We start from the raw sequence: 23,156 nt of genomic DNA, 5'->3' as shown, positions 1-23,156 counted from the left end.
TGTATGAGTAATACCGTTGTTATTATAACTCTCTCGCTTTTGGTCCTCCTTTCTCCATTTTTATCCCGTGTGACCCGTATCCCTGTTGTCGTCGTTGAAATCCTGTTGGGGAGTGTGGCTGCCTATTTCGGATTTCTCGTCGAAAATGAGATTTTTAAAATCATTGCAAAGGTCGGATTTTTGTACCTGATGTTTTTGGCCGGTATGGAAGTCAATCTCAAAGCGTTCGGTTTTGAAAAAAAATCGCTGCTGCGTCGAACGCTGATTTATTTCGTGATGCTGTACGGATGTTCGCTTGCTCTCTTTGTTTATTTTGATCTGAACGCTGTCTATCTGGTCGCATTCCCGATCTTTTCGCTCGGGATGTTGATGGCATTGGTAAAAGAATACGGCAAAAACGAGCCGTGGCTAGCTCTGGCGCTGAACATAGGGATCATCGGCGAGCTGGTCAGTATCATGGCATTGACGATTCTTAGCGGCGGTCTTGAATACGGGTACAACCGCGAATTCGCCTTTACGTTGGGAGGGCTGATTGCCTTTTTGATCGGATTCGTCCTCTTTTTCAAAGGGATACGGATTCTGTTCTGGTGGTATCCGGGGCTTAAGACGCTCATTATGCCTCATGAAGACGGCAAAGATCAGGATGTTCGTTTTTCCATGGCGCTGATGTTTATCATGGTCGGGGTGATGCTCTATCTCAAAATCGATGTTGTATTGGGAGCTTTTTTGGCGGGCATGTTTATTGCCACCTATTTCAAACACAAAACGGAACTCCCCGAAAAACTCTCCTCCTTCGGATTCGGTTTTCTGGTGCCGATCTTTTTCATTCACGTAGGATCGACGCTGTCGCTGGACGCGTTTACTGATCCGAAGATCCTGAAGCTGGCACTGGCAATTGCCGGAGCCATAATCGGGATACGTCTGGTTAGTTCGTTTGTGGCGTACGGAGGATATTTCGGATTTAAAAATACGGTCCTTTTTTCACTGAGCGATTCAATGCCATTGACGTTTACGGTGGCGATTGCGACACTCGGATTCGGTGCCGGAGCAATCACGCACGATGAATATTATGCATTCATCGTGGCGAGTATGGGAAGCGGAATTTTCTTAATGATTGCGATTAAAATCATTTATTCATTTTTTCGCCGATATAGTCCATGACTTTTTAAAAGTTTTTATGGGTACAATTATTGCAAAAATAATAATCAGAATAGATGTGATTTGATAAAAGTGAGGGTGTGCGGATGGATTTAACGGTTGTCTTAGGGATAGTATTGGCGATAACCTCTCTTTCGGTCGGAGATGTACTGGAAGGGGGAAATCCGCTTCACCTTATCCATATCTCATCGCTCATTATCATTTTTCCGACGGCAATGTTCGCGGCGATGGTAGGAACGGATGGAGAATATGTCCGCGGCGCTTTTAAAAATGTGGGTATGGTCTTTAAAAAATCTCCTGTCAATCTCGAAGACAGAATCAAAGAGATCATCAGTTTAGCCGTTATGGCGCGACGGGACGGGTTGCTGTCGCTGGAACAAAAGGTCATGAATATCGATAACGAGTTTCTAAAGCAGGGTCTTAGCATGGCGGTTGACGGGAATGAAGTCGACACCATCTCCGAAGCGCTCGAATTGGTCATCGAAGAGACGGAAGAATATTATCACGGATGCGCCCACTACTGGATCGTAGCGGGTGAAACATCGCCGGTTATGGGGCTTGTCGGGGCAGTTATGGGATTGATCCTTGCACTTCAAAAACTCGACGACCCCGCAGCCATGGCAGCCGGCATCGCCGGAGCGTTCACCGCAACCGTGACGGGGATTTTCTCGGCATACGTATTGCTTGGGCCTATGGGTAACAAAATGAAAGCCAAATCGCACCACATTGTCAAAGAACAAAAAATGATGCTTGAAGGGATTATCGGGATCGTCCACGGCGATAACCCGCGCACCCTTGAAGCAAAACTTCTCAACTTCCTTTCGCCGGCGGAAGAGAAACATAGTCAATTCAACTAACGGATAACCAGATGGGGAAAAAGAAGTGTAAAAAGGCCGAATGTCCGCCCGGAGAAAAATGGGCGGTTCCGTTTGCCGACTTTTTCAGTTTATTGCTCGCTTTATTTATTGCCCTGTATGCGTTGTCTTCGGTAAACAAAGAGAAAGTCAAAGCGGTCAAAGAAGAATTTGTTAAAATTTACGACTACGCACCTGTCCCCGAATCGGTCAATCCTGTTGTCGATATGGTCAGCGAAACCAAAACGGATTCCGATGCGTCGGGACAATCAAGCGGCACGATGCCGGTATCGGATGGTGGAGCGGTGCTTGAGCAGACCCCTTCTGTCAATCAGGAAATAATGGAATCGATTTCCAACATACAATCCGAGCTTCAAAAAGCATCGATGGGCGACGGTGCGCTTGATCAGGCGATGGATGGCGTATTGATGAAGCTTCCCGCTACAATACCGTTTCGAGGCTCAAGCGTGACGCTTGAGAATGAGGATATGAATCTCTTTGTCAAGCGGATAGCTGATCTTCTTAATACCCTTCCGCCGAGCGTACAGGTATCGGTGCGGGGGTATACGGATGATTCGCCTGTTCCGGCAGGTTCCGTTCACCGCGACAATCTGGAATTGTCCAACCGCAGGGCTGAAGCGGTGGTGCGTGCGCTGATCCAAAACGGCGTTGCCGCAGAACGGCTCTCAGCCGCCGGATTCGGTTCGGCTCAGCCGATTGCCGCCAATACAAACGAATCGAACCGGGCCAAAAACCGCCGTGTTGAACTCTACATGTTCATATCGAATGAGACGCCGGTAGATACTGCGAAACAGCAAAGTATTTTGGATGCACTGGGCAAATTGCAAAAATAATCCCTTTGTGCATCTCTTTCTCCCATTTTAGGCTATCGTGTTTGCGGCCAATCCGCTTTCTTATACGACAGCTGTCCCTCTTGCATACAATCATTTGAATACTTTTCCGAGCGTTTGATCATCCGTTTATATTGCGGACACTTATTATGATGGAAACAAGAACAAGAAAGTAGCGTGCGGCTGGATTTCGCGTTCGGCTTAGTAGCCGAATGCAATTTTGAGAAGAAGGAAGAAGATCGCAGCCATACTTGCGGCCGCAGGAAGGGTGATGACCCATGCCAGAGCAATGGGCTTCATGAGCGTCCAGTTTGCATTGCGGTTAAGCATGCCGATACCGATGATGGCGCCGACAAGAATATGGGTCGAGGAAACCGGGATTCCGAGGACGGTTGCGAACATGATTATAAACGTCGCACCCAGCTCGGCCGCAAATCCGGTAACCGGGAAAATTTCGGTAATGCGGCTGCCGACGGTATCGATAACCTCTTTTCCGATAAACCAGAGCCCGGCAACCAGCGCGATCCCGAAAGTAGCCATAGCGGCGACCGGAACCGCGGATTCGGCATTGATTTGCCCCGTTGCGAGAATATCGATAATCGCGGCAAACGGCCCGATAGCATTCGCTATGTCATTAGCCCCGTGGCTGAAGGCGAACGCGGATGCCGTAAGAACCTGCAGCATGCTGAACAGACGCATTGTCGCTTTGTGCGGCGTATCTTTGTGCATCACTTTGACGATCGCGAATACGATACCGTACGTGAGCGTAGAGAACGTCGCAATCAGCAGGAAAATCTGCGTTTCGTTAAAGCCGAGATTGGCGTGCTTAAGACCTTTGAACAGGAGCATGCTGGCGATGATCGCCACTCCGAAAGCGGCAACGAGCGGAGCATGGGTACGTAGAGCGTAAAATGCGTTTGATTTCTTTTTAAGACGGTTGAGCTCGTGAACCTGTTCTTCGTAACGGGCTTGTTCTTCCGTATTCGCCGTTTCTTCGTTATGCGCGGCTTTTAGTGCGGCAAGCTGTTCTTTGATTCCGTCGATGTGAGCCTGAACCGTATCGTTGTAATCGAGGATGTATTTTTTTAGATACCAATAAATTGCGTACGATGCAATACCTCCCAGTATCGGAGAGACGACCCAGCTGATGGCGATTTTTACGATCTGATCCCAGTGGATGAGACCGAATACGCTTTCTCCCTGACTCATGGTCACGTATCCGAGCGCAATAGAACCGCCCAGTACACCGCCGACGATTGAGTGGGTAGTCGATACCGGGTAGCCTTTCATAGAGGCGAACAGCAGCCATGTGGCTGCCGAGAGAAGCGATCCCATCATAACGAAGACAAGAAGCATCGGATCGAAATCCATGGCGGAGAGATCAACGATGCCTTTGCGGATGGTATTGGTAACTTCCGCCCCCGCGAGCATCGCACCGCTGAGCTCGAAAATAGCGGCGATAATCAATGCCTGTTTGACGGTGAGGGTTTTGGCGCCGACACTGGTGCCGAATGAATTGGCAACATCGTTACCGCCGATGTTAAATGCCATAAAAATCCCGATTAAGGTGGCGAGGACAAAGAGGGAATGATTGTTTTCGAGATAATTAAATCCCCAAACCATAAACAATGCGGTGGCTATAACAAAGATACCGCCGAAAAAGAGGTTGTCGCGAGAGAACATTAAAACTCCATACGTTAAATGTGGGAATGGAAAACGCAATTATATTACATAACGATTACGAAAATATTACAGAAAGGTTACGGAGGACTTCCGTAACCTTGCAGAGAAGACACAAGCCCAAAATCAGGGTAGGAGAGTCGCTTTGAGGATTTTTTGGCTCTGGAGTGGACGATCGCCGCCTCTTTGGCCGTTAGTGGCGATATTATTGAGTTTGGCAATCGTATCCATTCCCTGCACGACCCGTCCAAAGATCGTGTGATAGCCGTTAAGCCACGGCGTAGGAGCAGTCGTGATGAAAAACTGGCTTCCGTTGGTGCGCGGTCCTGCATTGGCCATGGCTAAAATCCCCGCTTTGTCAAAAACGACTCCCGATTTAAATTCGTCTTTGAACGGTTTTTTCCAGATCGATTCGCCGCCCGCACCCGTGCCGGTCGGATCACCGCCTTGAATCATGAAGTTTTTGATGATACGATGGAAGGTGAGTCCGTTGTAATAGCCGTTTTTGACATGGGTCGTAAAGTTTTCAACGGCCATAGGGGCAACATTCGGATAAAGCTCCAGCGTGACGTCACCTTGCGTCGTTTGAAGCAAAACACGCGGATTGGATGCACCGAAGGCAAGAAGAGAGGTAAACAATAAAGCAAGTAGGGTACGCAATTAAGACTCCTGTGTTTGTGGTATAAAGTTGAGGCAAACGGAATTGATGCAATAACGCATTCCGGTTGTTGCGGGACCGTCAGGAAAAACATGTCCCAGATGAGCGTCGCATATCGCACACAGAACTTCGGTTCGGATCATGCCGTGCCCGGTGTCGCGTTTTTCGTTAATGACGTCGTCCTTGATAGGGCGATCATAGCTTGGCCACCCGGTTCCCGAATCAAACTTGGCGTTTGAATCAAACAGCGGCGTACCGCAGCAGGCACACGTGTAGATGCCATCCCCTTTGAAAGAGGCATATTTGCCGCTGAAGGGAGGCTCGGTTCCGTGTCCTCTGGCAACGGCATAGACTTCGGGACTTAATAGCTCGCGCCACTCCGCATCACTTTTGATGATCTTTTGCATCGTTCTCTCCGTGAGGATTTGAAAAAAAGATTATAGTGGCAGTATCTGATGCGCGGCTTAGCTCAAACGTATAGTCATCGGAGTTTTCCGGAAGGACAAGAAAAAGATGAGGAATGTTTATTCCGCTGATGTTTTCGGCTGTGGAAAGAAGCAGATCGTCAAGATTTTGATACTGCAGACTAAAATCGGATGTCAGAATACGGCAGTTAAGCGCCAGATACTCATCAATGGCTTTTTTAAATGGAACGAGCATTTCGGATTCGGGGAGGACAACGATAATAGCGTGCTTTGGAGTATCCAACAGGCGCTTACGCAAGGCCGAGAGACATACAAACAAAACATGCTCTTTCNNNCGGCTCGCTATCGCTTGAGAGCACAAGCCAACGTTCTCCCCTCTGCTCTTTAAGCCTATCGATTAACGAATCGTCCAATCGGCAGGAATCATCACACATGATGATATCCGAGTCCTCAAAAAGTTTCAACTCCTCCAACGCTTCTGAGGGGTGCGGAGTATAAAAGGCAATCGAATCAAGGGGGATCGTAAAAGCACCGTACTCCATCAGCGAAATGAGTTGATTGCGAAGGAGATCTCCTGCCAACAACGTAGGCGTGATCATTACTATTTTGCAGCTCGGATCATTGAGTACTTCTGCGACTGCCTTGCGTATGAGCAGGGTACTCTTGCCGCTACCGGGTGCTCCGTAGAGGATTGTGACGGTATTTTTTAACCGACTGTCCAAAAATAGGTGCTGCTCGTCGGAAAGAAACGCTCCGAACGGTTGGTCGGCTGTCGGGAGCAGCAGTCGGTGAGCGTTAAGTGAACCGATCACTTTCAACGCCGAATAGGGATCGCTTTGATAATCGGCAAGTTTTTCGAGTTTTGCCCGGGCAGTTGAGACAGAATCATCGGCGAAAATGACGCGGGATTTGGGAAGCAGCTCATGGAAGGAGGGGTCAAGGGCATCAAACTCCTCTTCGCGGATATGTTCCAACCACGCAAAACGTATGCACGGCGTTGAATCAAAAGACACAACGTCGCTGAGTTTTCGGCGAATGATCGATTCGGTGGAATCGAAGCGGGTAGCAGACGTTTTTTTAAGCGATTTCGTAGCACGCGCAACGGAAGCCCCCTGGATTTCATCCAGCTGCCAGGAAATTTTTTCTCCGAAATAAAGTCCGCGATGAGGAAGAAAAAAAAGCAGATCGATTGTTGTGACGGTTTCGTTTAAAAACAGTTTATAGTCGGAGAAAAAATATCCCTTTGTTTCACGGGCGATTTCGGTAAATACGGAAGTATCTGACGGAGCGGGTTCAGGTTTTGGTTTTTTAGGGAGAAATCGGTTTATAAACGAAAAAAACACAAACATCCCTTTAGCATAAAATGACGGTCTGAAAATCATTGATAACAACGATTATAACCTATGTCGTATTGCGAAAGTATAATATGAAGATATAGATATGGAGAAAAGGCGGGAGATAGCGTCTCCCGGCCATTAAGGGGTGATTATTTGCCGGCAGCTACGCTGTCTTTAAGACTTTTGCCTGGTTTGAATTTAGGAACCATTTTGTCTTTTGTGCTGTACGTTTTAGTAGTACCAGGTACTTTACCGCTTTTACCTTTTTGCAAAGAAGAGCTGAAGCTTCCGAAACCTACAAGCGCTACTTCTTCTTTAGCAACCAATGCTGCTGTTACCGCTTCTGTGAACGCTTTGATAGCAGTTTCTGCTTCAACTTTAGTTTTGTAGCCGCCGCTTTTTTGAACCAATTCTACGAATTGTGCTTTATTCATTTATTACCCTTAATATAGATATGTGAATGACACTTAAAACCCCACGTTTACGAGCAAACAGAAGGGAAAAGTGTTTCAGCCGCGAATACTTTAATATCTCTTGGCTTAAAATTTTCTTCTTTTTTGTATTTTATTGAAAAATTTTGTTATTTTGTTGTGTTTTAGATTGTTTTTTAGCCAAAAATTTGACCCTGTGACGAGGGATGAGGGTAATGCGAGGTTCTTGCCTTTTATAAGAATTGATAAATTTTTACCCCAGTGCGAGCAACGTTGAAATACGTTTTGTGAACCGGAGATTGACAAAAAGACCTCTTCCAGACCGATACGCTCTTGTTCTGTCAAACTGCTCATGATTTCTCTCCAAGTTTATTGATTTTTCGCACGACCCGAATGATCTCGTCATCTTCGAGCATCCCCAACATTTCGATAACCGCTTTTGCGGCTTGAGGTTTGGCGTTTCCAAGCCTCCAGTCCTGATAGGTCCGCATCGAAATACCCAGTTCCTGAGCCATCTCTTTTTGGGAAATCTTCTTACCGTTGCGTTGCGCTTCTACGGCGTTGTGTAGAAGATTAAAAAGATCACTCATTTCCATTGCTCCATTGTAATATCCTTTTCTTAAAATAAACATAAAACCGTATCTAAAATGTAGTAAAACATACTAAATATATTTTTATATGTGTAATAAAAGAATATAAACGAATAAAGCATTTACTATACCAGTTTTAAAAACAGTTAAAACGTTTATAGTATACGCTAAACCGTATAATATTTGCATTTTGATATTTGTTTGAGAGAAGAGTATTCAAGGTAAGGGCGACAAAGACTGCGGAACGAAGAAAACAAGATCAGGGTATGTGAGGCTCAGAAGAGAGCCGTTGTTAGAAAGAAGCGGATACGGGGATTAAATTAAAAAAAAGGAAAAAAAGAATCAGGCAAGAAAATCGGTGTAATCGTATTTGGAGAGGTCGACGTAAAATTCCCCCTCTTTTTGGATAATGCGCGGATCACTACCGTACGCCGTTTCGAAACGGCGGCGGACCTGTTTTCGTCCATCTGAATCCATACCGATAAATTTGAGGTAGCGTTTCAATTCGATGAGGCCGTTGGCAATCGGCGCACGCGTTTGCTCGGGTACGGTGATGTCCACGTCGTGGATGTTGTTATCGTGCGAAAGAAGCAACTTGGTATTGATCACTTCCAGAATGCTTTTGAGCTGTTCGTCTTTGGCGGTATAGATATCTTCGATACGCTGCCGCTCGGCAATCAGCATTTGTTCTTTGTCGCCCACGAGGCGGTCGATTTTGGTTTCGAGCTCTTTGATTTTGAGTTTAAGCTGCTGATTCTCTTTTTGGTAAAGCGAGATAATCATTCCGACCGTTGTTTTGGGCGATTGTGCCGACGAGACAGGTGCCGAGGCGTTGCTTTTTTGGGAAACTTCATTTCGTTTTTCGTCGTCCAGAGAGCTGCGGGGGACGATGATGTAGGTTATTCCCCCTTCTATAATATAGTTAAGGCGTTTCGTCCGTAACTTGTTATGGATCATCTCTTTGGACATTTTAAAGGTTTTGGCGTATTCATCGATCGTAAAACGCATGTCCGCTCCTCTTGGTAATCGTATAACGCTATCTTAGCGAAAATTTCTTTTTCCCTTTATTCTTTGTCGGCAGGGCGAGCGGGATTTTTCAATTTCGGCGGAGGAATGATACCCCCCTTATGCATCCATATCAGATAGCCATGCCGTTCGATTTTGTGTTTGTCGAAAAACGTATGCAGCGAGCTGTGGCGAAATTCACATTGATTGAGCAGCGTGTGAAAGTCGGGATAGCGTTTTAAAAATTCATCAAGCGATCGATACGCGTTGTCGGAAATGATGACCGTACTGATGATAAGGTTTTTGATCTCGATATAGCGGGCGCATTCGTTTAAACCGTCTCCGACATAATTGTCATGTCCGAGGATATCTTCGAAGCGGTATATTTCTCCGGTATGTACCGCAACCCGGATCCCCTTGAAATAGGGGTATTCTTTGGCAATGTAATCGGAAAAATGGAGAAATGAGAGTCCCAGTATCGGCCCGAATCCCCGCAGATCGGGATGAAGAATGCAATAAAAACCGTCCCCGGTGGGAATGATCCCCTGCAGCATCCGTTTCATCGGAATATTGGAAGATTTGAGCATTTTTTGAATCATCTTTTTGTAGGTAAGCGAAAGATAGGAGATGATCTCGAGCTGTTGCGTCATCGACAGCCGGGAGAAATCGATAATGTCGATCAGTACGATATCGGTCTCAATGGAATGTTGCGTCATAGGTATGGTTGATCTTTGTATCGATAGATTTGCGTTATTGTAGTCAAAAACAGCTGAGATGTTTAAAACTTCATCGGTTCGGCTTTAGGAATGTTTCCAAAATGTGTTACCATTTCTGAAAATATCATCAGGGTTAATTCAGTATGCAAAAACGAACCAAAATTTTAGCCACCGTCGGGCCGTCGTCCGACAAAGTTGAAACCCTTTCGGCGATGATCCGTGCCGGAGTCAATGTATTTCGTCTCAATTTTTCGCACGGGAGCCACGAATACCATACGGAAGTGTTGAACAACATCCGAACCGCAATGCGCGAGACCGGCCTGATTGTCGGAGTATTGCAGGATATTTCAGGTCCAAAAATCCGGATCGGAAGATTACACGAAGATTTTTATCTCGAAAGCGATGATCGACTTGATTTTTTTTACGCCGCGATCGAAGGGGAAAAAATTGCGGACAAGCATTACCGCCTGTCGATCAATCAGCCCGAGATTTTGAAAATGCTCACGGTCGGAGATGCCATTTATCTGTATGACGGCAATATCCGAGCCACAATCGTCGAATGCACCGGGAGCTATGTGCGTGCGGTCGTGGAAAACAAAGGGAAGCTTTCATCCAATAAGGGAGTAAATTTCCCCAATACCGCCCTCGGAATCGATGTGTTGACGGAAAAAGACAAAGCCGACATGGCGTGGGGAGTCGAACACGGCGTCGATTTTATGGCGATTTCCTTCGTACAAAACGCCCGCGATATGATTCAGGCACGCGAAGCGGTACATTCGCTTGGAGGCGATGTACAGCTGTTTGCCAAAATCGAAAAGTTTGATGCAGTCGAGAACATTGACGACATTTTGCGTTACAGCGACGGGATCATGGTCGCGCGTGGGGATCTGGGGATCGAAGTTCCTTATTACCGTGTTCCTACGATTCAGAAAATGCTGATCCATAAAGCCAACGAACACTCCAAACCGGTTATTACTGCGACGCAGATGCTGTTGTCTATGACCGAAAAAGAGTCCGCAACCCGTGCGGAGATCAGCGACGTCGCCAATGCCGTCCTCGACGGAACCGATGCCGTAATGCTTTCAGAAGAAAGCGCTGTCGGGCATAATCCCGTACTCGTCGTTGAAACGATGGTCAATACGATACAGGCGATCGAAGAGATGTACCCGTACGGAAAATTTGATTTCGGATACGACGATGCGATGGACGTTGTCAACGAGTCGGCCGTCCGGCTGGGGGATTCGCTGAATGCGGAAGGAATCATCGCGATGACGACGTCGGGACAGTCGGCGAAAAAGCTTTCCCGCTACCGCCCGAAAATGACGATTTACGCCGCAACCCACGAGGAACGGATCGCACGGCTGCTGACGATGGTTTGGGGCGTCGTACCGGCTTTTCTGACGAAAAAAGGGCGGTTGGAAGAGATGCTTAGCGAAATCATTCACAGCGGGTTAAAACGGGCTATTATCGACAGAGATCATACCTATGTGTTTACGGCAGGATATCCGATCGGTACGCCGGGGACGACGAATGTCATCCGTATCCTGCGTGAAAACGAGATCACTTTTTTCGGCGAGACGAAGCCGCTTCCCGCCAAAAGTAAAAAAAATGACGAAAGCACCAATATTCCTACGTTGTTTTGATAATGGATCGGAAAATGCTTGAATAGAAGTGCGAGGGGCCGGAAAGTTTTGTTTCGTCACTCACAGCAGTTGCCCCTCGAAACCGCTTCGCATTACGCTACAATTTCATTATGAATACCGATACCCTCTTTACCAAACCGATTTCCAAACAGTTCGAATTTGACGCGGAAGTGGCAGCCGTTTTCGACGATATGCTCTCGCGTTCCGTTCCGTTTTACAAAGAGTCGCAGGCACTGACGCGCCATTTTGCCGTGAATGCGCTGCAAAAGGGAGGAATCGCCTACGATTTGGGGTGCTCTACCGCTTCGCAGTTGCTTGAGATCGAACGCTCAGTGGGAAAAAACGGCACGGTCAAGCTTATCGGGATCGATAATTCTCACGCGATGATCGAGCATGCCCGTAAAAAAGTGGAAGTGTACGGTTCCTCGATCGAGTTGGTAGAAGGGGACATCCTCAGTTTTCCTTACGAGAAAGCGCGGGTCATTATCAGCAATTATACCCTTCAATTTATTCGGCCGCTTCAGCGCGAAGGATTGATCCGAACCATTGCCGATGCCTTGGAAGAAGGAGGGGTGTTTATCTTCAGCGAAAAAGTAGTGAGCGATGATCCGAAGTTGAACAAAGAGCTGATCGATTGTTACTACGATTTTAAAAAAACGCAGGGGTATAGCGAATATGAGATTATGCAAAAGCGCGAAGCGCTGGAAAACGTTCTCATCCCCTACACGATGAACGAAAACATTTTGATGGCGAAAAACAACGGTTTTAAAACGTGCGACGTCCTTTTCCGATGGGCCAACTTCGCGACGTTTATTGCGGTCAAGTAAACCTCGGTTTAGCGAACGCTTCCGTTGATCGGGTTGGTAAACACCTCTTTGACTTCGGAATAATCGACGAGGTTTTTATCGCACTCTTTATACTCCCCGTTCGTTGAAACAGCCGGCGAACAGGATCGGCAATAAAAGTAAAAAACAGCTCTTTTTCATGGCTCTATTGTATCTCATCTGGGTTTAAATCCCTCCGTACTTTTGCAGCAGCTTTTTAAGAAACACTCGGTATCGCATTTGGGATTTTTGGCGGTGCAGATGTAGCGTCCGAACAAAACCAGCCCCTGATGAAGCTGATGGAGATTGGTTTTGAACTTTTTGACCAGAGTCTCTTCGGTGGCAACGGCCGTAGCGTCATCGCTGAGCCCGAGACGGTGGCTGACGCGGAAAACGTGGGTGTCGACGGCCATCAGGTTGGCTTTGGTGTACTCGATCAGCACGACGTGGGCCGTTTTCTGTCCGACCCCGGCAAGGGTGGTCAGCTCTTTTTCATCCAGCGGTATTTCGCCGCCGTACACCTCTACGACCCTCTGAGCCATTTTGATCAGATTGAGGGCTTTATTATTGAAAAACGAACAGCTCTGGATGATCCGTTTCACATCCTCGATATCGGCCTGCGCCAAGAGGGTCGGAGTAGGATAAGCGTTAAAGAGTGCGGGAGTGATGAGGTTGACCCGTTTATCGGTGCATTGCGCCGAGAGGGCTACGGCGACCACAAGCTCAAAGGCATTGGTATAGGTAAGCTCGGTGACCGCTTCGCTGTAACGTTCCAAAAGAGCCGTTTTGATCGTTTCAATCTCTTTTTTGGTCGCTTTTTTCATCGCAAATCCCGTTTTTTGAGCGTATTGTATCATGATCGAAAAAAAAACATGAACAGGGGGTTTTTGTGTTACAATGGCTCCTTTTATGCCTTGAATAACGCCGTATTAAAGGAAAAGGGAGTAATGTTTTGGGATTGATCAGCTGGTTTCAAAAACTCTTTAGTGCGAACGAGAACCGTTTTACGCAAAATAACGAACAAATTATTAACAAATCACTTTTTTATAAAGTACTTGATACCGATCCTTCGGCACTTTTGTTTTTTACAAAAGAGGGAGGATGGATCGGTGCGAACAAGGCTTTTTTCAATCTTGTCCCTCTGCAGAACATTGAGCAGCTTCGGGCAAATTACGAGAGTATCCGAGAACTTTTCGACCATGAAGATGAAGAAGTTTTTACCGAATACGACAAAAGCTGGCTGGATTACATTCGTACCCATTGCCCGAGCGGGTACGGCGTCGGTATTGTCGACCGCTCCGGAAAACTCCGGTCGATTTCGGCCACCTCTACGCTGATCGAAGGCGAGGGGACGGAACTCTATCTTCTTCGTCTGGAAGATCGGACCAAAGAAGCCGATCTCAGGGCCGAAGTGATAAAGACCGAACAGCTCAAAAGCAAATTTCTGGCCAACATCGGGCATGAGTTCAGAACCCCGATGAACGGAATCCTTGGGTTTGTCGAGCTGTTGTCGAAAACGTCTCCGAGCGATACGCAGCTCGAATACATCCGCTCGGTACAAAGTTCCGCACGAAACCTTATGTCCAATATCGAAAATCTTCTGGATCTTGCCCAAATGCAAAACGGCCGTCTGGCGATCAGCAACGGCGAGTTTAATGTCATGAATGAGATGGAGGAGCTTGCCCGAAATTACGTTTCCATGGGGAATGACAAGGGGGTCGGCGTTTTATTTTTCATTGATCCGAAACTGCCGACGTATCTGACCGGCGATATCCGCAAAATCAAACAGGTTCTCAATAACCTTTATAACAACGCCCTCAAATTCACCCCATCAGGCGGCCGGGTGATCGTTGATATCAAATTGCTCAAACGCAATACGTCCGGTTCCTGCAATATTGGATTTACAATCAAAGATACGGGCAAAGGGATCAGCAAGGCCGAACTCGGCAATATTACCCGCCCGTTTGTTTCGGGCGATCATGCGGACAATCGTCTGGGCGTTGGACTCAGTCTCTCTCACGGCTTGATATCGCTGATGGGCGGCGAACTCAAAATCGTCAGCGACGAGGGGAAAGGGTCTACGTTCAGTTTCGCACTGACCTTGGAGGGCTCATCGGATCATGCTTTGGCAATGATCAATGCCCATAATGTCAAAGTGGTTCTGATTGACGAAAAACGGCTCGATGATGCGAACCATCTAACCAATTATCTGCGCAGTTTCGGAGTCAGCGTCACGAAAGTACAGTCGATAGACGAAACGATTTTCGACAATGCCGAAGTGGTGTATCTGATTGCGTCGCAGGACAAAGGCGACTGGGCAATGAAACTGGCGCGCATGAGCCGTACGTGTAAAACCGTTTTATTGCTCGACCCGAACGAACGGCTGCAGGCAAAAATGCTTCATGTTGTGGATCAGGCACTGCATAAGCCGCTGCTCCCGACTCCTTTGTATGCCCATTTAGCACAAATATTGCAACTGCCGCAAGAACAGGCAGCAGCACCGACGCAGCTTCAGCGGAGTGTCAGTGCGCTGGTAGTCGAGGACAATCTGATCAACCAGCGTCTAATCAAGCTGTTGTTGCGGGAATACGGTATTTCGGTCAGTGCTGTATCCAACGGTGACGAAGCGGTTGAGATGTGCAGGAGCAACAAATACGACATCATTTTCATGGATATTGATATGCCGATCAAAGACGGAATCCTCGCAACGCAGGAAATTAAGGCCGAAGAAGGGCCGTTGCGACGAATGCCGATTATCGCGCTCACGGCATTGGCAATGGAGGGGGACCGTGAATATATCCTCGGGCGCGGGCTGGATGATTACCTCTCCAAACCGCTCACGCGTGAGAAGCTTGAATATGTCCTTCATAAATATCTTCACGTTCGGGTATAAGGGGTGAACATGCTTTACGACGAAAGTTTCCAAGAGGCGCATTCGGATGTAATCGATCTGCTGACATCCTGCGCCAAGCTTCATATTGACCCGATGAGCTACACCGATATGTCGGGTTGTTTGATCGGGTGCAACCAACAGCTTTTGGAACTTCTTAAAGAACAGAGCATACAGGATGTCGCTCCGTTGGATGTATGGTTTGATCCAACGGGTGTGGAACTGTCGTTTCTCCTTTCACAACCGGGCAGCTATCGCGGAAAAATACATGTCGGAACGTCTGAATACAATGTAGCGGTCAAATCTGAAGTGATTATGATCGGTACTGCACCGCTGATAGGCGTTATTTTCCGCGATACGACCATTGTGGAACGGGCTAAGGCGGCTGAACGTTATTTTGAACATTTTAAAAAGAAATTTTTAACCAATATTTCCCATGAGTTTAGAACTCCGATGAATGCCATCATCGGTTTTACCGATCTGCTTAAAAGCAGTCCTTTGAGTTCCTGGCAGCAGGAATACGTTGAAATGACGAGCCAAAGTGCCTTGTCGATGATGCGCAATATCGAAAATCTTCTGGAATTGATGCAGGTCGAAAGCGGAAGCGTGCATACGAATCTGGCCCTTTTCAATCCGCTCGATGTGTATGAGAATTTTTCGATGCAGTTTAACGATCTCGCATCCGCCAAAGATATTTATCTGATGTTCCTGATCGATCCGCATCTGCCCAAAACGATGATCGGAGATCAGGATAAAATTTTGACGGTTTTACGTAACCTGATCCAAAACGCGATCAAGTTTACCGAAGATGGCGGACAGGTTCTTGTTGAAATTTTGATCGTCAAAGCCGAGGAAGACTTTCTTGAAGTCGAATATGCGGTGAGCGATACGGGGATTGGTATCGAAAAAGAGAAAATTAAAACACTGCTTCGTCCTTTCGCCTCCGCATGGGAAAATCAGCGGCGCGGGAAAGACGGTCTCGGGATCGGATTGAGCCTCAGCCATAAATACGTCGATATGATGGATTCGCATCTGATGCTCGCTTCCGAACCCGGAAAGGGATCGCGTTTTTCGTTCCGGGTCACTCATCAGGTTGACGAAGCGGGGTCGTTCGATTTCGTCGAAGGAACGCGTTCGGTGATCTATACCCAAGAACATCATTTGTCGACGCAGGGAGCGTTGCTCTATAAGTATCTGGAATTGTTCAATGTCCAGATCAAAGGGGTGCATGATTTGGTCAATACGGCCATGCATGAGAGCGATGTCTTGTTCCTCGATGTTCCCCATCTCTCCAAATCGCAGGTGGATGCGATTAAATCGACTTATCCGAATCTGCAAGTTGTACCGATCATGAAGCTTGAATACGGGGAACAGGCGGATGCGATTGTCGATTCGGTTGAATCGATTGTGACGCTTCCGATCCTCCCGAGTTCTTTGCGCAAAACGCTGGCGGTCGTATGGAATAAAATGCCGAAGGAATACATTTCCCGCAGCCCGGAAGTTCAAAGCATACCGCGCCAGGAAAATATTAAAATACTGATTGCCGAGGATAATCTGATCAATCTCAAACTGCTTGAGACAATCTTGTTGCAGGAACATTTTCGCGTAGTTTCAGTCGATAACGGGCAAAAAGCGGTAGATGCATACCTAAAAGAGCCGTTTGATCTGGTTCTGATGGACATCGACATGCCGGTTATGGACGGTTTGACGGCGACCCGGCTGATCAAAGAGATAGACAAACGGGATGCGCGCGGGTTCGTTCCCGTAATTGCGCTTACGGCGCATGCGCTTATCGGTGACCGGGAACGGATCGTAGCTGCAGGGCTGGACGCACACTTGGCTAAGCCGATCGATAAACACTTTTTGCTTCAAACGATAGAGAGGTATTTGAAAACGGCCGAGCAGCAGCGTTATCAAAACGTTGTTTAACAACGGTTATTTTTTGCGTACTATACTGATAAATGTATTATAATGCCGATATCAAATTCCCCTCGCAGAAGGGGAACACAAGGAAAGCAATGAAGCGTTTTTATACCGCTTGGGTTTTGGGTTTATTGTTGGGTGCACCGATGGCATCCGCGGCTGTTTTGGCAACGGTAAACGGTGACGAAATCACGTCTGAAGAGGTCAATAAAGTATTAATGCAGGGGACGCAAGGACGATTTGACTCTCTTCCGGCAGACAAGCAAAACGAGTTGCGCCAGCGGATCATCGAAGGGATGATTGCACAGGAACTTGTATACGATGACGCGAAACGCACAGGAGTTCTTGAATCGAAAGAATACAAACAAGAGCTTGAAGCGCTTGTGAACCGTTTAAAAGTTCAGCTCGCCGCGAAAATCTGGGAGCAGCAGCAATTCGAAGCCATCAATATCGATGCCAAAGAAGTGAAAGCTTATTATGACGCCAATGCGGATGAATTCGTCGATAAAGAGAAGATTCGAGCCCGCCACATTTTGGTCAAAACCAAAGCGGAAGCCGAAGCGGTCATCAAAGGCATGAAAGGACTCAGCGGAGAAAAGCTGCGTAACGAGTTCATTGCTCAGGCAAAATCCAAATCAACCGGTCCGAGTGCGGCAAAAGGGGGCGATTTGGGATATTTCCCTCGCGGGCAAATGGTACCGTCGTTTAACGATGCCGCATTCGCAATGAAAGAAGGGGCGATGTCGGCTGTGCCGGTACAAAGTCAGTTCGGATATCACGTCATCTACATCGAAGACAAAAAAGCCGCCAAAAAACTTGGTTTCGACGAGGTTAAAAACTTCATCGAGCAACGGTTGAAAATGGACAAATTCAAAGCGCATATGGAGAAAAAAATGGACTCATTGCGCGACAAAGCAAAAATTACCTATACCAAATAAATATCTTCGTCTCATCTCCGTTTACGGGGATGACCTCTTGTCCCATCCTGCTAAATATTTTGATTTATAACGTGCGAGAAATAGCAACCGGAGCGGAACTCTCCGGCTCTGAAGAAATCAGTTGCGATCGATTGCGTTGAGGTCGCTGAACGCGGTTTTGACACGCGCTACGAGGGTCTTCTGACCGTCGCGGAGCCATTTGCGCGGGTCGTAATATTTTTTGTTCGGCTTGTCGTCCCCTTCGGGATTTCCGATTTGGCCCTGCAGGTAGTCTTTGTATTTTTCGTAATAGTCTTTGACCCCTTCCCATGTTGCCCATTGGGTGTCAGTGTCGATGTTCATTTTGATGACGCCGTAGCTGATCGCTTCGCGGATCTCTTCGAGCGTTGAGCCTGATCCGCCGTGGAAAACGAAATCGACCGGTTTGTCCGATGCGGTTTTGAATTTTTCTTTGATGTATTTCTGCGAGTTATCCAAAATAACCGGAGTCAGGACGACGTTACCCGGTTTGTAAACGCCGTGTACGTTGCCGAACGATGCCGCAACGGTAAACCGTTTACTGATTGCGCTCAGTTTTTCATACGCATACGCGACGTCTTCGGGCTGGGTGTAAAGAAGGGCATTGTCGATGTTGGTATTGTCGACGCCGTCCTCTTCTCCTCCGGTGACGCCCAGTTCGATTTCGAGCGTCATTCCGATTTTATCCATGCGTTTGAGGTACTCAACACAGGTTGCGACGTTTTGTTCAAGGCTCTCTTCGGAGAGGTCGAGCATGTGGGAACTGAAAAGAGGTTTTCCGTACTGCGCATAATGTTTTTCCCCCGCATCTAGAAGGGCATCAATCCACGGAAGAAGCTCGCGCGCCGCGTGGTCAGTATGCAAAATGACGGGAAGACCGTACGCTTCAGCCATCATATGCACGTGCATCGCACCGCTGATGGCTCCGGCAATCGCCGCTTTTTCGTTTTCGTTACTGAGTCCTTTGCCGGCATAATAGCTTGCGCCGCCGTTGGAGAACTGGATAATGACGGGAGAATTGACCAATTTTGCCGCTTCAAGAACACCATTAATTGAATCGGTTCCTACGACATTGACTGCGGGAAGCGCGAATCCCTCTTCTTTGGCGATTTCAAATAGTTTTTGGATATCGTCACCGAACACTACGCCCGGCTTGATCACTTCTAAAATACGTTTGGGCATGCCTTGACCTCACAATTAAAATAGTCGATATTATAGCCTCAGAGCAATAATGATACAATTAATCATAAGTCGGGAAAGGGGAAAGATTGGTACGTATCGTCTTGGTAACATTGATCGGATCGGCGGTATTGTCGGGTGGGTCGGAGAAAATACCTTTTTATTCTCTGGCCGATCCGTTGGAAAAAAGTGCCGTATCCATTGAAAAACTGAGTCAAAAACAGGTCATGCAGCCGAATCAAACTCTTTTGAAAGGTTTTTTGGAAAAAGTGCGTTCGACGCTCGCTGTCGGAGCGGAATTATCGGGAATGGCAAAAGCGGATCAAGAGGTGCTCAAATCGTATTTGAATGATTTGCGTGAACTTTCCCGGACCAAAGAGTCAATCGATTCGATATACCGCAGATCTTTGGGCGCAGCAATCGCCGGGGAAGACAAACCAAGCTTTGAACAACTTGTCTCTGTCCCTCTCGAACCGCTACATCATCCTCGTATCCGATCGGAAGTGATTGCTTTCTACGAAAAAAATTATCCGAAAAAATCAATGCACTCCCTTGAATCATTGCGGCAAGAAGAGGAACTGGAATCCAAAAGTATGCAAATCGCGATTGAGCAGGAGCAGGCATACGAAGAACATTTACGTATTCTGAAACGTTCCGAAGTCGCCACGGTCAAAAAAACGGCACAGATCGGATCGCGCAACAGCGTGATTTTAAGTGCCGAAGCAAACGCGGCCGGGGGATTTGAACTGGAAGCAGAGAATCTCAACCCCTACACCGTGACGCTCAGTATCGATTTTGAATCGATCCGTAACCTCAAGCCCTCCGCCAAAGTCCCTTTTTTCATCGAGATTCCCGGAAAAAGCCGTAAAAAAGTGCTTGAGCTCTCCCGTATCGTTCCGACACAGGGGATAGATTACCGCTCGACGTACGGATGGGTGAGAGGTTCGGCATTTGCGGTTCATAATGATAATTACAGTTATGCGCTGCCGTTTAGAAAAGGCGCGAATATTCATGTCTCTCAGGGGTATCACGGGGGAATTACCCATAAGGGGCTCTCGGCATACGCCATCGATTTTCCCGTCCCGGTAGGGACTCCCATCCATGCGGCTAGAGACGGCATCGTCGTCGGAGCGGAAGGATCGAACAACCTTGGAGGTCTCAGCCCGGATTATCGTCAGTATGCCAATTACGTTATTGTGGAACACAATGACGGTACGATGGGGAACTACTATCACCTGATGCAAGGAGGCGCGGCGGTGACGATCGGACAAAAAGTTGCCAAAGGAGATCTGCTCGGCTATTCGGGCAATACCGGCTACAGCAGCGGGCCGCATCTGCATTTTAGCATCAGCAAAGTTGATCCCGTTACGATGCGTCGGCCGATGAATTTACCGGTCAAAATACAAACTGCGGAGGGAATTGTGACATTGCCTCGCAAAGGGGACCGATATACGGTACAATAACCGTATGAGAATTTAAATATGGGGTAGGCATGTTCAAAACCGTCAAGTCAAAAATCATTTTTTCAACGCTCCTTTTCAGTTTTATGGGGCTGGGCGCAATTTATTGGTATTTAACGACTACATTTCATGATTTTTCGAATGAAACGGCAAAACGCTCGTTGAATATGCTCAGTCAGTCTATTTTTCAAACGCTGTCGCAAAGCATGCTAGCCGGAGATCCGAAAGTTGTCGAAGAAGCAATCAAAAATGCCCAAACGATCGAAGGGATCGAGAAGCTGAAAGTTGAGAAATCGCAGGCGGTTATCGATCTTTTCGGATTGAATGCGAAATTCAGCGAAGAGCCGATGGTCAAAGCGGTCTTCAAAACTAAAAAAGCCGAAGTTATTGAAAGTACCAACGGTTCCCATACGATTCGGCTGCTACAGCCGCTGATCGCCGAAGAGCGTTGTCTGGCATGCCATACCAATATTCAAAAAGGCGAAGTAATCGGTGTGATGGATCTGGTCATTTCTTTGGAGAAAAACGATGCCGAAATCGGCAAAACCGAAACGGTACTGCTGATTGCACTGGGCGTTGTCGTCATCGTATTCGTATCGGTGCTCAACATTTTCTTCGGCAAAGAGGTGCTTAATCCGTTGGAAGGGCTGCGCAACCGGATCGGATCTCTGGTAAGCGGAGACAAAGACCTCACGAAGCGGTTGGAAGTAACCAAAGAAGACGAGTTTTCCGAAGCGGCGCTTGCGGTTAACCGTTTTGTCGGGATGGTGCAGGAAACGGTGAACGAGGTCAAAGATCTCGGACGCCAAAATTCGGTTATCGCGACGACGATCACCGATGCGACGCGCAAGATTTCCGCAGGCGTAGAACAAGAGCGCCAAATCGTCGAGGCAACGACGCAGAAAAGTCATTCGATTAAAGAGATACTTTCGGGAGCGATTTCTATTTCCGAACAAACGCAGAAAAATGTCGCTAATGCCAATGAAGAGCTTGTTACGGCAAAAGACGCGTTGTACAAGCTAGTCGGTGAAGTGGACGGATACATCGAAACCGAACACGATATGGCATCACAACTTATTTCATTGCGCCAAGATGCTGATCAGGTGAAAAATGTTCTGGGTGTTATCAAGGATATTGCCGATCAGACCAATCTTTTGGCACTGAACGCGGCCATTGAAGCAGCCCGTGCCGGAGAACACGGACGCGGTTTTGCCGTTGTTGCCGATGAGGTACGAAAGCTGGCGGAACGGACACAAAAAAGTTTGACCGAAATTGAAATCAGCGTCGGTACGATTGTTCAGGCAATCAACGATGTCAGCGACAAAATGGGCGAAAACGCCAAAAATATGAATGAATTGACGGCGATTTCAAACGAAGTCGAAGATAAAATTTCGGCGACTTCGGCGGAGATGGAACGTTCGGTTGCCGTTGCTCAACGCTCCTACAACGACTCGGTCGAAGTGGTAGGCCATATCGAATGGATTATCGAGAAAATTTCTCAAATCAACGTGGTGTCCGAAAGCAACCGGAACAGTGTCGAGCAGATCGAAAACGATTCGAAACAGCTGTTGGACGTAGCGCAGTCACTGTCTGCCCGTATCAACGAATTCAAGAGCTGAAGACCCCTATCCAATAGGCCTCTTCGGAGGTAAAAAGAACGCGGTGGCGGGTATGTCTCGGGATCATGACGTGATCCCCCCGCGTCAGATGCAGGACATTGCCCTCGATTTCAAGATCAGCTTCCCCCTCAAAGAGTAACACCCATTCATCTTCGTTTTGATCATACCATTCTCCCGGTCTTTTCAGCCAAGAGCGTATTGACTCGATACGAACGATGCCGCTGTCAAAAAGAATTGAGAATACTTCACGGTTTTGCTCAGGGGACTCCCCCTCATAAAGATTACATTTGCGGACCAAGAAACACTCCTAAGTTAATGCATGATATGATTTCGCTATTATAAGCCAAAGAGTAAAGACGAAATGAAAAATATTATATTGATCGGTTTTATGGGAGTCGGCAAAGGCTCTGTCGCGCGGGAGATCGTCAAGCAGTCGGATATGATCGCCTTGGATACGGACGATGTCATCGAAAGCATGGAAAACCGGAAAATCAAAAAAATTTTTGCCAAAGAGGGGGAAGCGTATTTCCGCGCCCTTGAACACAAAGTGGCCCTTTGGCTACAAAAAGAGGTCAGCGGCACTCTGATCTCAACCGGAGGGGGCTTTTTTAAAGTGCCGAACCTTTCCGATATCGGGACGGTAGTGTATTTGTCCGCACCGTTCGAGACAATTTATAAGCGGATTCGCGCCCATCCGAATGCAAAAAGCAAACTTCGAAAACGTCCTCTTTTCCAAGATATCGACAAAGCTAAAAAACTGTATGAGGAGCGTGCCCCGCTTTACAAAGCAGCGGCGGATATCGTGATTGACGTCAACGGAAAAGAACTGGACGAGATTGCCGGAGAAATTTTACAAAAGGTGAGACAGGATGATTAAGATTGTATCGGGGTTCCTACTAAGCGCAGCCGTCCTTTTCGGGGCCGATGTTAAATGGGAAAAAGATCTCGCATCGGCAG

The 23,156-nt window shown here is 47.4% G+C and carries 22 protein-coding genes; 11 read left to right on the top strand and 11 right to left on the bottom strand.

Annotated elements, in window-relative coordinates; genetic code table 11:
* The first annotated feature begins 3 nt into the window (after positions 1-3).
* From JU82_RS09510 to motB, 3 genes are all read left to right on the top strand, one after another.
* Positions 4-1,161 (top strand): cation:proton antiporter, encoded by a 1,158-nt coding sequence (locus JU82_RS09510; RefSeq protein ID WP_037949817.1) that lies wholly within the window; start codon positions 4-6, stop codon positions 1,159-1,161.
* Between the two features lie 83 nt (positions 1,162-1,244).
* On the top strand, positions 1,245-2,015 hold the full coding sequence (gene motA, locus JU82_RS09505) for a flagellar motor stator protein MotA (RefSeq protein WP_037949815.1): 771 nt from the start codon (positions 1,245-1,247) through the stop codon (positions 2,013-2,015).
* Between the two features lie 11 nt (positions 2,016-2,026).
* Positions 2,027-2,866: a flagellar motor protein MotB gene (gene motB, locus JU82_RS09500; protein WP_037949812.1), complete on the top strand. Its 840-nt coding sequence runs from the start codon at positions 2,027-2,029 to the stop codon at positions 2,864-2,866.
* Positions 2,867-3,064: 198 nt separating this feature from the next.
* Here the strand turns inward: motB and JU82_RS09495 are convergent, their stop codons facing one another.
* The 8 genes from JU82_RS09495 to JU82_RS09455 form a co-directional block, all read right to left on the bottom strand.
* A complete protein-coding gene (locus JU82_RS09495; protein ID WP_037949810.1) occupies positions 3,065-4,546 on the bottom strand; it encodes an inorganic phosphate transporter in 1,482 nt (493 codons plus the stop codon).
* A gap of 123 nt (positions 4,547-4,669) precedes the next feature.
* Positions 4,670-5,203: a peptidylprolyl isomerase gene (locus JU82_RS09490; protein WP_037949808.1), complete on the bottom strand. Its 534-nt coding sequence runs from the start codon at positions 5,201-5,203 to the stop codon at positions 4,670-4,672.
* Entirely contained in the window at positions 5,204-5,608 is a 405-nt protein-coding gene (gene msrB / locus JU82_RS09485; RefSeq protein ID WP_037949805.1) for a peptide-methionine (R)-S-oxide reductase MsrB, read from the bottom strand.
* 353 nt (positions 5,609-5,961) lie between these two features.
* The coding region (locus JU82_RS09475; RefSeq protein WP_294892756.1) for a PhoH family protein at positions 5,962-6,969 on the bottom strand (1,008 nt) is incomplete at its 3' end.
* A 143-nt stretch (positions 6,970-7,112) separates the two neighbouring features.
* Positions 7,113-7,397 (bottom strand): HU family DNA-binding protein, encoded by a 285-nt coding sequence (locus JU82_RS09470; RefSeq protein ID WP_037949797.1) that lies wholly within the window; start codon positions 7,395-7,397, stop codon positions 7,113-7,115.
* A 347-nt stretch (positions 7,398-7,744) separates the two neighbouring features.
* A complete protein-coding gene (locus tag JU82_RS09465) occupies positions 7,745-7,990 on the bottom strand; it encodes a helix-turn-helix transcriptional regulator (protein ID WP_037949791.1) in 246 nt (81 codons plus the stop codon).
* Positions 7,991-8,326: 336 nt separating this feature from the next.
* Positions 8,327-8,992: a hypothetical protein gene (locus tag JU82_RS09460; RefSeq protein WP_037949788.1), complete on the bottom strand. Its 666-nt coding sequence runs from the start codon at positions 8,990-8,992 to the stop codon at positions 8,327-8,329.
* A 56-nt stretch (positions 8,993-9,048) separates the two neighbouring features.
* A complete protein-coding gene (locus JU82_RS09455) occupies positions 9,049-9,705 on the bottom strand; it encodes a hypothetical protein (RefSeq protein ID WP_294892753.1) in 657 nt (218 codons plus the stop codon).
* 143 nt (positions 9,706-9,848) lie between these two features.
* Between JU82_RS09455 and pyk the strand changes: the two genes are divergently transcribed.
* A complete protein-coding gene (gene pyk, locus JU82_RS09450; RefSeq protein ID WP_037949783.1) occupies positions 9,849-11,348 on the top strand; it encodes a pyruvate kinase in 1,500 nt (499 codons plus the stop codon).
* 110 nt (positions 11,349-11,458) lie between these two features.
* On the top strand, positions 11,459-12,175 hold the full coding sequence (gene cmoA, locus JU82_RS09445) for a carboxy-S-adenosyl-L-methionine synthase CmoA (protein WP_037949782.1): 717 nt from the start codon (positions 11,459-11,461) through the stop codon (positions 12,173-12,175).
* 173 nt (positions 12,176-12,348) lie between these two features.
* On the opposite strand, the gene nth is transcribed toward cmoA, so the two are convergent.
* Positions 12,349-12,996 (bottom strand): endonuclease III, encoded by a 648-nt coding sequence (gene nth / locus JU82_RS09440; protein WP_037949781.1) that lies wholly within the window; start codon positions 12,994-12,996, stop codon positions 12,349-12,351.
* Between the two features lie 128 nt (positions 12,997-13,124).
* On the opposite strand from nth, the gene JU82_RS09435 reads away from it, so the two are divergent.
* The 3 genes from JU82_RS09435 (at position 13,125) to JU82_RS09425 (ending at position 17,923) form a co-directional block, all read left to right on the top strand.
* Positions 13,125-15,065: a response regulator gene (locus JU82_RS09435; protein WP_037949778.1), complete on the top strand. Its 1,941-nt coding sequence runs from the start codon at positions 13,125-13,127 to the stop codon at positions 15,063-15,065.
* A gap of 9 nt (positions 15,066-15,074) precedes the next feature.
* Positions 15,075-16,991, top strand: a complete 1,917-nt coding sequence (locus JU82_RS09430; protein ID WP_037949777.1) for a response regulator — start codon at positions 15,075-15,077, stop codon at positions 16,989-16,991.
* 89 nt (positions 16,992-17,080) lie between these two features.
* A complete protein-coding gene (locus JU82_RS09425; protein WP_037949775.1) occupies positions 17,081-17,923 on the top strand; it encodes a peptidyl-prolyl cis-trans isomerase in 843 nt (280 codons plus the stop codon).
* Positions 17,924-18,040: 117 nt separating this feature from the next.
* On the opposite strand, the gene fbaA is transcribed toward JU82_RS09425, so the two are convergent.
* A complete protein-coding gene (fbaA, locus tag JU82_RS09420; protein WP_037949772.1) occupies positions 18,041-19,123 on the bottom strand; it encodes a class II fructose-bisphosphate aldolase in 1,083 nt (360 codons plus the stop codon).
* Between the two features lie 86 nt (positions 19,124-19,209).
* On the opposite strand from fbaA, the gene JU82_RS12055 reads away from it, so the two are divergent.
* Together JU82_RS12055 and JU82_RS09410 are read left to right on the top strand one after the other, a co-directional pair.
* Positions 19,210-20,583, top strand: coding sequence for a peptidoglycan DD-metalloendopeptidase family protein (locus JU82_RS12055; RefSeq protein WP_294892750.1), 1,374 nt, complete (start codon positions 19,210-19,212; stop codon positions 20,581-20,583).
* A gap of 29 nt (positions 20,584-20,612) precedes the next feature.
* The gene (locus tag JU82_RS09410; protein WP_037949770.1) at positions 20,613-22,199 is read left to right on the top strand and encodes a methyl-accepting chemotaxis protein; all 1,587 of its coding nucleotides are present in this window, start codon (positions 20,613-20,615) and stop codon (positions 22,197-22,199) included.
* Here JU82_RS09410 and JU82_RS09405 read toward each other — a convergent pair.
* Positions 22,189-22,497 carry a cupin domain-containing protein gene (locus JU82_RS09405; RefSeq protein WP_037949767.1) on the bottom strand — a complete coding sequence of 103 codons (309 nt, stop codon included), beginning with the start codon at positions 22,495-22,497 and terminating at the stop codon, positions 22,189-22,191. The genes JU82_RS09410 and JU82_RS09405 overlap by 11 nt on opposite strands.
* A 63-nt stretch (positions 22,498-22,560) precedes the next feature.
* Between JU82_RS09405 and JU82_RS09400 the strand changes: the two genes are divergently transcribed.
* Entirely contained in the window at positions 22,561-23,076 is a 516-nt protein-coding gene (locus JU82_RS09400; RefSeq protein ID WP_037949764.1) for a shikimate kinase, read from the top strand.
* Positions 23,077-23,156 lie beyond the last annotated feature (80 nt).

Origin of the sequence: Sulfuricurvum sp. MLSB (genome assembly GCF_000747095.1) — a bacterium.
In the GTDB taxonomy this organism is placed as follows: domain Bacteria; phylum Campylobacterota; class Campylobacteria; order Campylobacterales; family Sulfurimonadaceae; genus Sulfuricurvum.
The sequence above is the reverse complement of the archived record's forward strand: the minus strand, read 5'-3'. Positions and strand labels throughout refer to the sequence as shown.